This window comes from Thermobaculum terrenum ATCC BAA-798 (genome assembly GCF_000025005.1).
GTDB classification, from domain to species: domain Bacteria; phylum Chloroflexota; class Chloroflexia; order Thermobaculales; family Thermobaculaceae; genus Thermobaculum; species Thermobaculum terrenum.
On sequence record NC_013525.1, the window covers coordinates 1981475 to 1994749 of the forward strand.

The window sequence follows — 13275 nt, forward strand, 5'->3', positions numbered from 1 at the left end:
GGCAGGAGGGCTAGTGAGCGCCCTCCTGCCTCAACACCACCGGTATGGTGGCTAGACACAGCATTATATCTCCTAGAAGCGTATGGTTCTCAGCATACTCAGCTTCTAGTTTGGTGCGTTCCTCATAGCCAAGATTAGATCTACCTGCTACCTGCCAAGGGCCTGTTAGGCCAGGCTTAACCGTCAGCATCTTCAGTATGTCGGGTATTGTCTCGGGAAATCTCTCTGCCTGAGCTATGATCTCGAAGGGGTAGCGAGGTCTTGGCCCCACTATACTCATCTCGCCATGCAAGACATTGATAAGGTTAGGAAGCTCATCGATGCTAGTCTTACGTATGAACCTGCCTACCCTTGTCAACCTTGGATCATCATCTAGAAGCTTGAAGTTGTTTCTTCTATACTTCTCCCACAGTACTGGGTTGTTTACCAGAAGTAAGTGTGCGTTTGGCACCATACCCCTGAACTTATACATCTTGAAAGGTACACCATGCCTCCCCGCCCTCTTGGGAATATCCGCCATGACTGGCCCAGGAGATTCCAGTTTGATTAGTATTGCCACTATCAGCAATAGGGGAGCAAATATCAGCAAGGCTGTCAGAGATACTATTATGTCAAAAGTTCTCTTGAGAACTCTTTTGAGGCTCCACTTCTGACTCTCAGCCCAAAGTATCTGTACTTCTATAGGCGCATTGTAAAGCCACTCTTGGATCTTGGCATCTAGTATATATTGCTGTCTGTCATGTATATGAGCCTCCCTGGGCTCGAGATCGCGCAGATCCAGGATACGTAAGGAGTAGCGATATCCTGCCACAAGAGAAGTGGTGATAGCTGCTTCAAATATTAGAACACTTCTCGGGAACTCCTGAATAGGATCCTGAAGGGACACGAATACTAACAGGAGGGTTGCAACTATAGACCCCACTACAGTAGCGGACACTACAGCTACCGTTTCTCTCAAAGCAGCATTCTGCCAAATATATCTATATAGTCCAAAAAGGGCAAATAGAGCTATTCTGAGAATTATAAGAGGGAATAACAGGTCAATAAATCTCGGAAGCTCCCTCTCCAGATATGGAAAAGGCACACGCACTGCAAAGCTGAGTATAAAAGAAGCAGCCACACACAGCACATCTATTATGAACCACCAGAAAGCCCCTAGCTTCATGATGTTCTCCAAATATATGGATATGCCTTTGTTAACAGCTTATGTATTCTTCGAACCTCAGCCTCAGCGGTATGATCCCGGGCAAAACGCAGCGCATTTGAAGATAAACTCATCCTTAGATCGTCTGCTTGTATCAAGCGTTGAACACAAAAAGCTAGAGCCCTAGCATCCCCAGGCTCTACTAATAGACCATTGACGCCATCCTCTATGATATCGGGTATACCGCCCACTTTCGTCGCCACTATGGGCAGTCCAGCTGCCATAGCCTCAAGCAGCACTTTTGGAATGCCCTCAGAAAGGCTCGGCAGAACGTATATATCTGCTCTGTCGAAGTAGGTCTTTAGCGCCGGACCAGGGGGGGCATAGCCAGGGAACTCAACAGCATGTTTCAAGCCTAACTTAGAAGCAAGATCCCTAAGGTAGTCTCCTTGTTCCCCATCTCCAACTATTGTCAGATGCACATTGAAGCCTCTATCGATTAGAAGCTTTACCGCTTCAAGAAGATAAGCAAGGCCTTTGACTGGTCTGAGCTGACCTGCCCAAAGTAAACGCACAGGATTATGCAGTACACCCTTAGGGTTATTGCTGATATCAGATTCCTTCACCAGGCTACTATTAGCAATGATCGCATTTTTGGATCTTTCGAGATATCGACTGAGCCCCTTGCCAGTTACTAATACCGCCCCTCTCCTAGCAGCCAATAACATGCTTCTATCCAAGTAGACTGCAAGCCTTCGAGCCATATTATCCCGTTTTGTTTTGGAAACATACTTAGCTCTGGTAGTTTCCATTATGTCCCCTCGTATCCAGAGGACATACGGTTTTGCTAGCAATAGACAGACGAAAGCCGTTATAGGTAGCAGAGGATGCGGGCCATTTATCCACACTAAGTCTGACCTGCGAACACATTGGTAAATCTTCCGCACTATAACCGGAAGATCTCTCGGCAGCTGCTTCATGAACTGCTCGATAGTCCTTGAGGGTGGAAGCTTTATATAACGAATACGCTCGCTTTCTATACTAAATCCGCCAACGCCAGAGGCATGTACTGGGCAGCAAATCTCTATATTTTCAGTAAAAGCAAGCAGCTCAGGGACAAATTTCATAAAGGCGCTGGTAGTGCAGACCTTATCTTCATCCACAAAATGATAGTCACTTGTTACAAGGCACAATCTGTTTATCTTCATACTTCCGATTCATTCCACAGAACTGTAGGTCCTAATCTTTCTCCCCAGAAGCAGGTCCTTCCAGCCCAACAGAAAAGCCAAATTAGCTACAAAGAAACTGTATGCAGCAGAGAGCAAGCCAACCCTTTTGCCCACCTTTTCCAAAAGAAAACCACATAAAGACATAGAAAAGTACACAAGGTGCAACCATAAAGCCAGGGAATAAATCTTTTTATGGGATCTTAAGCCTATCGATGAGACAAAAGATAGAATCAAAAATACAGGAGTCATCCATCTCAGCACTTTATGCGAGAATACTGCCCACCAATGTAGGGGATGTCTCAAAGGGTTAATACTCCCCTCATCGCTAAAAAGAGCTCGAAGAGCTCTTGACACCATCCGCCGTCGAGCATTTACCTCTCCTCTTGCGCTGGATGGCATCACCTCGTAAGCCACAGCCCTGGGCTCATGTACCATCACATAGCCTTTCTTTATCGCAAGCTTGGGTATAACAACATCTTCACTACAATCTGGAGAGAAGGGCTCGAAGATTTCTCTTCTGAAGCTCATAACAGCACCACTGGTTGTTGAGAGTACGCCTGCATCGCTCTCGAGCCTTCTAAGTAGCATTTCGTATCTCCAATAGATCCCCTCGCTCTGCGATATACCTGAAGCACTAGTGTTCCTTATCTTGAGCTCTCCCCCCACACATCCGATACGCGGATCAAGATAATGCTTAGCTATATGGATTAGGAAATCCTTATCGTGACGTGTATCAGCATCTGACCTGACAATGACCTCATACCTGGCAGCCAGAACCCCTTGTATGATGGCTGCAGTCTGACCAGATCTTTGTAGCTCTATCAAGCGTACCCTCGAATCCTTTGAAGATATGCTGCGTACGATTTCATTGGTCGCATCCGTAGATCCATCAGACACAACAACGACCTCGAGCTCCCCATGCGGATAATCCATAGCCAACAAATCAGTTAGAGAATCCTCTATGACCGAAGCCTCGTTATGAACAGCCATTACTATAGATATTGAAGGCCAGCTTTTTACCTGCCGAGAGCCGTTCTTGGATTTCAAAATAGACAGCAGCTTCAAGAGAAACGGATACGCCACCCAGGTATATCCGACCATGAGTGAGGACAACCAAAACAACCAGCGCAGAGGATGAAGATATAGCCTCATTTCACCATAGCGTATATACCTGAATTTATGCCCGAGCAGAGCTTGGCGAACTCCTCAACTCCATCTTCTACCGAAATGGTAGGTTTCCATCCCAGAGCCCTGAACTTTGATCCATCGACTTCATAGGAGATCTGGTTGAGGTGCCTTCCTTCCTTACGCTCCACTTTGAGCCTTGGGAAACGGGGCCTTACGTAAGACAACACCTGATTTACGGAAGCGTTCTCACCAACCACGTTGAATACACCGTTCTCAGTCGCTGGATTCAAGAGGGCAAAGATAAAGGCCGAGCTAGCATCCTTTACATGTATAAAAGGTCGCTTCTGCTCCCCCGTACCATGCACAGTAATCGGCATACCCAACGCGCCATATATAGCAAACTTGTTTACCACGGTATGCACGCGTAGTCCGGGGCTCAGACCAAATACAGTAGCAAGCCTCAATGCTGTGCCACTTATTCTGCCGTTAGTTTGAGATGGAAGGGCAAGGACCTCTTGCTCTCCCATAAGCTTGTACACACCATAGGGGCTTTCAGGATGACATTCTGATTCCTCATTGACTATCCCTGTAGTCTCACCATAGACACTACATGTGGAAGCGTATATTACTCGTCTGACTGTACTAGATCTCTTAACAGCCTCGACAACGTTCTTGGTTCCTTGAAAGTTCGTTCGCTCCGTCTCCGGAATACGTTCAAAGGAAACCACTGCATTGGTCAGAGCCGCAAGATGTATAACTACATCGCACCCTTGAACAGCATCAACCAGATCGTCAAGGTTCTGCACATCACCGTATACGAAGTCATAGATACCACTTGGTGGTAAGTTCATCAGGGATTGGTATCTTTCGTCTTGCATGTTGTCAAAAATGATTATCCTGGATCCTGCTAACTCTGGATGCTCTCCCAAGTCCCTGATGAGTTGAGAACCTACATACCCAGCGCCACCTGTTACTAGTATGTTCAACTGCCTTACACCTCTTTTCACGATTTTGTTTTCATCTACCAAGAAGGAATTATACACTTCGGATCAACTATTATTGTCTAGAAGGTATCGTCAAGCAAAAAATAATTATCAATTACCTTGCCTCGACTATTCGCCTATAGATCAAGCTCCCTTGCTGCAATATCTTGGATACATCCATGGAGTTGATTATCAAAATATCTCTAATCGGCAATCCTGACCAGCGAATGAACAGCACGGTGAGGAAGATTGTCGAGAGGCTATAACTAACGGCCGAGGATAACGCTGCCCCTTCTATGCCCCACCCCGCAACCCCCAAAAGAAATACGTTCATTACGACATTTATACACATAGACGCCAAGGTAGCGATTTGAAACCATTTAGCCTCCCCCTGACCTATAAAGTAATTCGAAAGCACCCTCTGTAGGGAAAAAACTACAGTACCTATGAGCAGTATGCGAAGGGCATCCACAGCACCTAGAAAGCTACGACCATACAGGAGAGTTATTATGAAATGCGAGAAGACCATTATCCCCAGCCCTATGATCAGAGAGATAGTAAAAGTAATCCTCATCGTGGCTGCTGTTATGTCTTTGACACTTTTCCTGTCCGCAACCGAGACTCTTGGTAGTAGAGCTGTAGAGATCGCTCCAGGTATAAGCCACACTACTTCGGCCCAGTTAGTAGCAGGAACATACAGTCCTAGATGAGATGAACCTAAGAAGTACTTCACAAGGAAGTAATCGAATCTATAACCAATGGCCTGAGCGACTGTACCAGCCTCTATATGAAATCCATATCTGACGGCCTTGAAAAAAGCATCCAGGCTTACTCTGAAGCTAAATCCTAGATTTCGGGCAATAGTTACCAGAGATAGAAGAAGTGTCGTAATAGAGTTGGCAGCCAAACCAAAAGCTATCCCCACATCCCCGCTCCAAATGACAAGCCCCAAGAGTATGAACACCGGGAGAGTGAGGTATCTGGCCACATACATGGCGCTAAACCAGTCCAACTTCCTTTCGGAAACCCAAACATAATCTAGATAACTCTGCAATATCGCTACAGGGAATGTCAGGGTAATGATGGTAATAGAGAGCTTGGACTCTAGCTCCATATTGAGGTAAGGCCTTAGTATGGAGAACGCCAATATTGAAGATAGGCCAAATATAATTGCGCCTATAAACGAGTTGCCTATTATCTCCTCGAGGGAAAGCTGCTTCTGCCCCCTGAAGTGTACATGGGCAGGGCCAAGTCCCAAAGTAGCGACCGTAGTTACGAAAGTAGATATGGTTACCAATAAACCATAGGACCCAAGTCCTTCCCTACCTGCTACACGAGCCAGCATCACCGTAAGCAACAGGGATACCACTTTCTGAAAGTTACGGCTAATAAATACCAGGACAGTATCCTTTAGCATCTAACACCTGCCGCCTTGAGATACTCTTCCTGTAACTTGCCAATAGTAAGCTTTATATCAAATCTGGAGGCTGCCCATTCCTTGGCCTTCAATCCCATATGCTCGCGCAAACTATCTTCTGACAATAACCTGATCACTGAGCTTGCTAAAGCTTCAGGATCACGAGGAGGCACTAAAAGACCCGTCTCCCCTTCAATAACTATCTCGGTAATGCCGCCCACCCTGGTGGCTACCGCCGGTACGCCCATAAGAGCAGCCTCCACCAACGCCACCCCAAAGCTTTCCTGTAGGCTAGGGAAGACAAATACGTCCGTTAGCGAAAGTATTCTGTCTATATCCTTACGAGCTCCAAGGAAAAGTACACGGGAGCCAATACCTAAACTATTAGCTAGATCAGACAAATATTGTTGCAGCTCTCCGTTGCCAACAAATAGAAAGCGTGTGTTAGGATATTGCTCTATGACTTTAGGAGCAGCTCTTATCAAATATTCTTGTCCCTTTATCTTTCTAAGCCTAGCAACGTTTGTTATTACGAACTCGCCTTCAGAGATGCCCAACTCTCTTCTGAAAGAAATCAGTTCATCAGATGAAGCTCTTTTCCAAGAGTTTAAATCCACTCCCGAATATATAACGTTTACCTTGTCCTTAAGTAACGGCTCAAGCCCAATAAGCCTATCTCTAACAGCATTACTGGGAACTATTATTCTAGTCGTGCGCAGGTTGAGAAGCCAATCCACCAGAACATGGGTAGACTTTCCAGTCAGGAAAGGCATGCCTCTCTTATGAATGATCACTGGCACACCTGTAAGAAAGGCAGCGAGTCTTCCCCAGGTCTCTCCTGGATACAGGTTGGCATGTACCACATCCACAGACAGGTCTCGAATTATACGAGCCAAAGCCAAGGCATTACTTGGATCATTACGTCCATATTCACTTATCTCGTATATGGGCACACCCAGGCTGTAAAATTCATCTCTAATGAGACGATCGCCATCATCGATAACGAGTGAAGAATCAGCAAATCTAACAGACGCCAGGAAGGGCTGAAAACGATCTTTATCTAGGAGCCTTAATAGATGATATATTTGCCATTCAGCTCCACCCTGAGCTATTGGCCCCATTACTATTAGGACTTTTATATTGGGCGGCACATCTACTCCTCACCTGATAGCAATCTTTCCACGGTTCCCTTTACCGTACGCTGTGGTGAAAAGCCAAGATCGTGACATATACGGCTTATATCGACGACGAAGTTATCTGCTGATATCTCCCTGTTGCCTGCGCCTCTATCCGGCTTCTGCTCTATGGGAACTCTATAACCTAGTATTCGCTCGGCTGCATCGTTGACGATATCGGCCACAGTCTTGACTGTAAGGGTCTCTGTGCTACCAAGGTTATAGATACCTGTGGCTTGTTTCTCTATTGCCAGCTTATATGCCTGCACCGTATCCATCACATGCAGGAAGTTTCTTGCCTGCATACCAGTCCCATAGATAGTAATAGGCTGGTGATTGAGCACACGATCGGCAAGCACATTCAGCAAAGTGTTCTTCTTGGTGATACCCTTACCGTAGATATTTGTCTGCCTGAATATCAAAACGTTCAACCCGTCAAGCTTTTGGGCTGCTAATAGCAAGTGTTCACTAGCTGTTCGCAAGAACCCATACATACCGATGGGAGCTCTGGGAGTATCCTCCGTAACCAAGCCAGAGGCCTGGCCATAGACAGCGAATGTAGAAGAGAACAGAAACTGCTTTACTCCAGCACGAACAGCCGCCTCAGAAACATACTTTGTCGCCACAAGGATATCTCTAGAGGCATCCAGAGGATGTTGCTCACACTGAGGAATTCCTGTCATACCTGCAAGGTGTACTACCACATCACATCCTCTTACCATCTCCTCAGCATGTTCGGGGATCGCGCAATCCATCTCCTCTACTGTAACATCCCCTATCTGCCTCACCGTTCCTACAGAAAAATTATCAATAGCTCTAACATCGTGATCGTGCCTAAGCAGATCCACAAGAGTGGACCCAATAAACCCAGCCGCACCTGTAACGAGTATCTTCAAAGCTCACTCTCCTAGGTGATGTTGATCAAGCAATTTTTATCTTACCAAGTTTGGGTGTAAAAGCATTCCAAAATAAAGGTCCCCTATATTCAGGGGACCTTTCTAGTAAATAGTCTTATAGAGCACTTAGGCTTTATCTCGCAGCAACCTTGGCCAAAAGTTGTTCAGGTATAAATCTGTCCTTGTAAGCAGAAAGAACATCCTTATATGGCAAGAGACTCTCCAAGGTGTCTCTGATACCTGCTTCTATGTCTACATGTATGTCGGGCAGCAGTTCCTGTATGAAGCGATCGTTCTCCATAACCATCTGGTGCTCTTCTTTCTCAACACGAGGATTGGGAAGATGCTCAACTTCTACCTCAACCCCCATCTCACCAGCTATCTTCTGAATTGCGTTAGCTACCTCCTGAATGCTGACAGGACCACTTGTCTGGTTGAAGATCTCAAACTTACCGTCGGTGCCTCTCTTGACAGCCGCAACTGTGGAGTTAACAGCATCCTGAAGTCCTATCATCGGGCGCTTGAGATCACCCTTGCCATAGACGGTTATTGGAAAGCCTGCAAGAGCCTGGGCAACAAACCTGTTCACAACCGTACCAAAGTAGAAATCAAAGTCAAATCTGGTAGCAAACCTGGGATCTTCCTGAGTCTCCGGAGTGCTTGTCCCATAGACGATAGCAGTTCTAAGGTCTATAATCGGTAGCTTCCACTTGCTATTCGCCAACCAGAGGTTATTTACATCATGACACTTGCTCATGTGGTACCATGAGCCTGCCATACCTGGAAAGATAATAGTATCCCTCTGTCCTTTACGCTCAACCTCTACGTAACCCTCAGGTATAGGGAATCCTGGCTGACCGTAGACCCCAGTCGTAGTAGTCTCTATAAAGAGTGTGTCCAGAGCATTGAGTTCCTTGAGGGCCCACAGTAGATTACGGGTGGACTGGGTATTATTATGCTGGGTGTAGTTAGCCCTCTCTCCATTTATCTCAGAATAGGGGGCTGAGGGCTGAGCTGCCAGATGTACGATTGCCCTTGGCTTGAAAACAGATACCAGCTCCAGGACAAAATCTCGATCAACGAGGTCGCCGTAGATGAAGCTGATATTGGTTAGACCCTTCTCATGGGCAGCCTTGACTCTATCCTCCATCGAGGCTATAGGCACCGCAGATACAGACCCTATCTCCTCAACCCATCTGCGCCGCCCGAAATTATCTACACCAACGATTCTTTCATTCGGGAATTCCTTAGCTAGCTTCAAAAGGGTGGGCCACCCCATGTATCCATCAGCGCCCGTTAGAAGTATAGTCATGGTGATTGATACCCTCCTAACATTACCTCTAAAATAATCAGGTTAATCTACCATAATCCGACAGGTAACGATTGTGGCCGTGCCCAGTATAAAAGGGTGCGCCAATGCTGTCAAATATACGATAACACAACTCAAGTATACGAATTAATGCAGAGGTGTAAAAATTGCAGATAGGTCTTATAGGGTTGCCGGGAAGCGGCAAAACTACGATCTTCCAGGCATTAACTGGTGTCAGATCCAGTATAAGTACTTCGAGCAAAAGGGAAGCTGCAAACCTGGCAGTAGTAAGCGTACCGGACGAGAGAGTAGATAAGCTATCAGAGATATTCAGACCAAAGAGAACCATCTATTCATCAGTGGAATTCACAGACGTAGCAGGACTCCAGGGAGTAGATACTGCTAGGAGCAAAGGATTTAGCTCAACTTTCCTAGCCGCTGCACGTAATGTAGATGTATTAGGGATAGTAGTTGGCAAGTTCTTACCCGGCTCCGATCCACAAGCCGAACTAGAAGAAATAGAGCTGGAACTTAACCTAGCAGATCTTTCTGTTATACAAAAGCGCCTTGAAAGGTTGAATTCAGAAATCTCCAAGACCCCCGCCGCAAGAAGAGTAGAGCTGGAGAAAGAGCGTGAACTGCTCCAAAGACTCGAGCAGGCGCTGACAAATGATAAACCAATACGAGAGTTAGAAATATCTGCCGACGAAGAAAAAATGCTGAGAGGATATGGATTCCTGACTGCTAAACCAGCCTTCGTAATCCTCAATGTAGCAGAGACCGAAGCAAGCAAACAGGATCTAGACCTGCATCTCAACCTGCCCACTGTACAGGTATCTGGCATCATAGAGGCTGAGATAGCAGAGCTGCCGCCAGATGACGCTAAGGCATTTCTGGAAGATCTAGGGCTACGAGAGCCAGGTATCAATAGGGTGATCAAGACAGCTTATGACACAGCAAATCTCATCTCTTTCTTTACCGTGGGAGAGGACGAGGTCAGGTCATGGACCATCAAGTCGGGGGCGACGGCGGTTGAAGCAGCTGGCGTTATCCACTCCGACTTTGCTCGGGGATTCATACGCGCTGAGGTGGTTCATTACGACGATTTCATACGTGTGGGAAGCCTGGCAGAAGCCCGCCGACAAGGTCTACTGCGCCTCGAAGGCAAAAACTATATAGTCAAGGATGGAGACATTTGCCACTTCTTGGCAAATGTTTAACTACTTCAAAGGTCTCTTTGCGGGAATCCCTGGCCTACGAGGATACCTTTGTGGGGTAGATCTCACTTTATTTACGACTACTAGACTCCTGATACCATCTACATCCGGCAGTCGGTAGTGCAACGTCTGTCCCCATTCACCACCGAGAATCTCCAGCGCTTGTGAGGAATCGTTCAGCTCCTCATCCAGATTCTCACTCTTCATTGCGACAAACCTACCCCCCAACCTCACGAACGGCAAGCAATACTCTAGTAAAGTAGGCATATAGGCCACCGCTCGCGCAACTACCAGCTCAAAAGCCTCTCTCAGGTCAGGAAGATGAGCAGCTACTTCGGCGCGCTGATTCAATACTGTAACGTTCAACCCCAGAGACTCAGAAGCAGCAGCTATAAAGGAGGCTTTCTTTCTGATCGCCTCCAGGGCCGTTACATTTATATCCGGGAAGGCGATCGCAATTGGAAGTGAAGGAAATCCAGCTCCACTTCCCACGTCTAGCAGATTAGCAGGCACTTTTCCATCATTGATCTGCCAGTGCCCTATAGCAACAGAGAGAGAATCGATAATATGCTTGGTAAGGATTTCCCGTCTTGATCTAATGGCAGTTATGTTGTATTTGTAACTCCACTCATTAACGAGATCAGCTAGAGCCAGGAAAAGCTCTAGCTGATCTTCTTCTACCTCTATACCAAGATTATATGCGGACTCTGACAGAAAATAGATCTCCGCCCGCCTGCTATCACTAGCGCTGATGGACATCTTTCAAGGTCTTATCACGCAAATCAGTAGTCTTGTATAAGAGCTCACGAGCTGTCTGGGCTATACCTTCAGCATCCAAACCTAGTATCTTCCTGAGTATCTCTTGGCTGCCGTGCTCAACATAGCGATCAGGCATACCGAGACGAACGAAACGACTTGGTACCATGCTGTGATCAGCCAGGGACTCCAACACGGCACTGCCAAATCCTCCCATCCGGACGTTCTCCTCGACTGTGATCAAGTAATCGTGCTTAGCAACAAGCTTCTGAAGCAGCTCTTCATCCAGAGGCTTGATGAACCGACAGTTAACCACAGTCGCAAATATACCATCTTGCTTGGACAATATCTTAGCAGCCTCAAGAGCCTGATAGACACTATAACCAGTAGCAAGTATAAGGAGGTCCTCGCCTTCCTGCAGTAACTCCCAAGTGCCGACTGGGATAACGTGGAAGGTCTCTGATAGAGGCACACCATAGCCATTGCCCCTTGGATATCTGATAGCTGCTGGACCTTCCAGGCTTAGGGCAGTCTTGAGCATGTGTTGGAGCTCATTCTCATCCTTCGGAGCCATCAGCGTCATGTTGGGCACGCATCTGAGATAGCTTATATCCAGAGCACCATGGTGAGTACGACCGTCGTTGCCAGCTATACCCGCTCTGTCCATGGCAAACACTACAGGCAGATTCTGCATGGCAACGTCATGCACCACTTGGTCATAAGCTCTCTGAAGAAATGTGCTATATATAGCCGCAACAGGACGCATACCTGCAGCTGCCAATCCAGCAGCAAAAGTGACCGCATGCTGCTCTGCTATGCCCACATCAAACATTCGGTCAGGAAAACGCTTGCCAAACTGATCAAGGCTGGTGCCATCAGGCATCGCGGCAGTAATACCCACTATGCGTTCATCCTCTTCCGCAAGCCTTATAAGTGTCTGAGCAAATACATCCTGGTACCTGGGAGCAGATGGCTTGTTATCCGATTTACCTGGAGACTTAGGAGTTACTGAGTGCCATTTATGTGTCTTAGATTCAGCTTCCGCAGGCTCAAACCCCTTGCCCTTGATAGTTATAGCATGTATGAGCACAGGGCGATCCAATTGCTTGGCAAGAGTCAGCGTCTCCTGCAGATCGGCCAAGTTATGACCATCTATGGGTCCAAGATAAGTTAGCCCCAACTCCTCCCACATCATATTGGGGATGACGAGTTCTTTGACACTATCTTTGAAGCGCTTACCAAGCTCAACAAGAGCGTCCCCGGCTGGCATCCTTTGTAGAATGGATACCACATCCCCTTTAGCCCGATGGTAAGTCCTGCTGGTGCGTAGGCGGGTGAGCAGCCTAGGTACGACTCCAACGTTGGGATAGATGCTCATCTCATTGTCATTTAGCAGCACGATCATCTTAGTACCCAGATGGCCCAGGTTATTTAAAGCCTCCAGGGCCATACCCCCAGTTAGAGCACCATCCCCTATGACTGCCACCACATGGTAGTCCTCACCCTGCATATCCCGAGCTACTGCCATGCCGAGTGCCGCAGATATGCTGGTACTAGCATGCCCAGCTCCAAATTGATCGTGAGGACTTTCCTCACGCATCAGGAAGGGAGCCAACCCCCCATATTGTCTAATAGTATGCATGAGTTTGTTTCGCCCGGTAAGCATCTTATGAGGATAAGCCTGATGTCCCACATCCCAGATAATCTTGTCGCGAGGCGAATCGAACACAGTATGTAAAGCTATAGCTATCTCCACTGTCCCCAGGTTGGAGGAAAAATGTCCACCGGTAACTCCGTAAACAGTCTCAACTAGCCTTTCTCTCATCTCCTGGGCTAGTTGCTTCAACTGATCATGAGTCAGATTCTTGAGTTGATCAGGCGACTCAATAGTATCTAAGATCCTAGACATACTCTCTCCAATTGTTATATAGACTTTATCTACCTATCTTTCCTTGTGATAATAGCAGTCAACTTAAGAACGGTCAAATGAGTGAATAAGTTGCAGCCCCCAAACGCCCTGG

Annotated in this window: 11 protein-coding genes; 1 reads left to right on the plus strand and 10 read right to left on the minus strand. The window is 46.9% G+C overall.

Going from position 1 to position 13275, the window contains the following annotated elements:
- Positions 1-10 precede the first annotated feature (10 nt).
- From TTER_RS14825 to TTER_RS09405, 8 genes are all read right to left on the minus strand, one after another.
- The gene (locus TTER_RS14825; protein WP_012875779.1) at positions 11-1165 is read right to left on the minus strand and encodes a sugar transferase; all 1155 of its coding nucleotides are present in this window, start codon (positions 1163-1165) and stop codon (positions 11-13) included.
- Positions 1162-2352 carry a glycosyltransferase family 4 protein gene (locus TTER_RS14830; RefSeq protein WP_012875780.1) on the minus strand — a complete coding sequence of 397 codons (1191 nt, stop codon included), beginning with the start codon at positions 2350-2352 and terminating at the stop codon, positions 1162-1164. Before TTER_RS14830 ends, TTER_RS14825 begins: the two co-directional genes overlap by 4 nt.
- Positions 2353-2361: 9 nt before the next feature.
- Positions 2362-3438: a glycosyltransferase gene (locus TTER_RS09380; RefSeq protein ID WP_169302663.1), complete on the minus strand. Its 1077-nt coding sequence runs from the start codon at positions 3436-3438 to the stop codon at positions 2362-2364.
- A gap of 83 nt (positions 3439-3521) precedes the next feature.
- Complete coding sequence (locus tag TTER_RS09385; protein ID WP_012875782.1) at positions 3522-4487, minus strand: NAD-dependent epimerase/dehydratase family protein; 966 nt, start codon at positions 4485-4487, stop codon at positions 3522-3524.
- 112 nt (positions 4488-4599) lie between these two features.
- Entirely contained in the window at positions 4600-5901 is a 1302-nt protein-coding gene (locus TTER_RS09390; RefSeq protein WP_012875783.1) for a flippase, read from the minus strand.
- Positions 5895-7052 carry a glycosyltransferase family 4 protein gene (locus TTER_RS09395; protein ID WP_012875784.1) on the minus strand — a complete coding sequence of 386 codons (1158 nt, stop codon included), beginning with the start codon at positions 7050-7052 and terminating at the stop codon, positions 5895-5897. Before TTER_RS09395 ends, TTER_RS09390 begins: the two co-directional genes overlap by 7 nt.
- A gap of 2 nt (positions 7053-7054) precedes the next feature.
- Positions 7055-7972 carry an NAD-dependent epimerase/dehydratase family protein gene (locus TTER_RS14835; protein WP_012875785.1) on the minus strand — a complete coding sequence of 306 codons (918 nt, stop codon included), beginning with the start codon at positions 7970-7972 and terminating at the stop codon, positions 7055-7057.
- 133 nt (positions 7973-8105) lie between these two features.
- Positions 8106-9284, minus strand: coding sequence for an NAD-dependent epimerase/dehydratase family protein (locus tag TTER_RS09405; protein ID WP_012875786.1), 1179 nt, complete (start codon positions 9282-9284; stop codon positions 8106-8108).
- Between the two features lie 164 nt (positions 9285-9448).
- Between TTER_RS09405 and ychF the strand changes: the two genes are divergently transcribed.
- Positions 9449-10501 (plus strand): redox-regulated ATPase YchF, encoded by a 1053-nt coding sequence (gene ychF / locus TTER_RS09410; RefSeq protein ID WP_012875787.1) that lies wholly within the window; start codon positions 9449-9451, stop codon positions 10499-10501.
- Here the strand turns inward: ychF and rsmG are convergent, their stop codons facing one another.
- Together rsmG and dxs are read right to left on the minus strand one after the other, a co-directional pair.
- A complete protein-coding gene (gene rsmG / locus TTER_RS09415) occupies positions 10502-11257 on the minus strand; it encodes a 16S rRNA (guanine(527)-N(7))-methyltransferase RsmG (protein ID WP_012875788.1) in 756 nt (251 codons plus the stop codon). It abuts the gene before it with no gap.
- Complete coding sequence (dxs, locus tag TTER_RS09420; RefSeq protein ID WP_012875789.1) at positions 11241-13163, minus strand: 1-deoxy-D-xylulose-5-phosphate synthase; 1923 nt, start codon at positions 13161-13163, stop codon at positions 11241-11243. Before dxs ends, rsmG begins: the two co-directional genes overlap by 17 nt.
- Positions 13164-13275 lie beyond the last annotated feature (112 nt).

What these genes read in the sequence shown, in the direction of transcription:
- TTER_RS14825 (WP_012875779.1), bottom strand. Translation starts at nt 1,165, where the DNA reads ATGAAGCTAGGGGCTTTCTGGTGGTTCATAATAGATGTGCTGTGTGTG.
- TTER_RS14830 (WP_012875780.1), bottom strand. Translation starts at nt 2,352, where the DNA reads ATGAAGATAAACAGATTGTGCCTTGTAACAAGTGACTATCATTTTGTG.
- TTER_RS09390 (WP_012875783.1), bottom strand. Translation starts at nt 5,901, where the DNA reads ATGCTAAAGGATACTGTCCTGGTATTTATTAGCCGTAACTTTCAGAAA.
- TTER_RS09405 (WP_012875786.1), bottom strand. Translation starts at nt 9,284, where the DNA reads ATGACTATACTTCTAACGGGCGCTGATGGATACATGGGGTGGCCCACC.
- rsmG (WP_012875788.1), bottom strand. Translation starts at nt 11,257, where the DNA reads ATGTCCATCAGCGCTAGTGATAGCAGGCGGGCGGAGATCTATTTTCTG.
- dxs (WP_012875789.1), bottom strand. Translation starts at nt 13,163, where the DNA reads ATGTCTAGGATCTTAGATACTATTGAGTCGCCTGATCAACTCAAGAAT.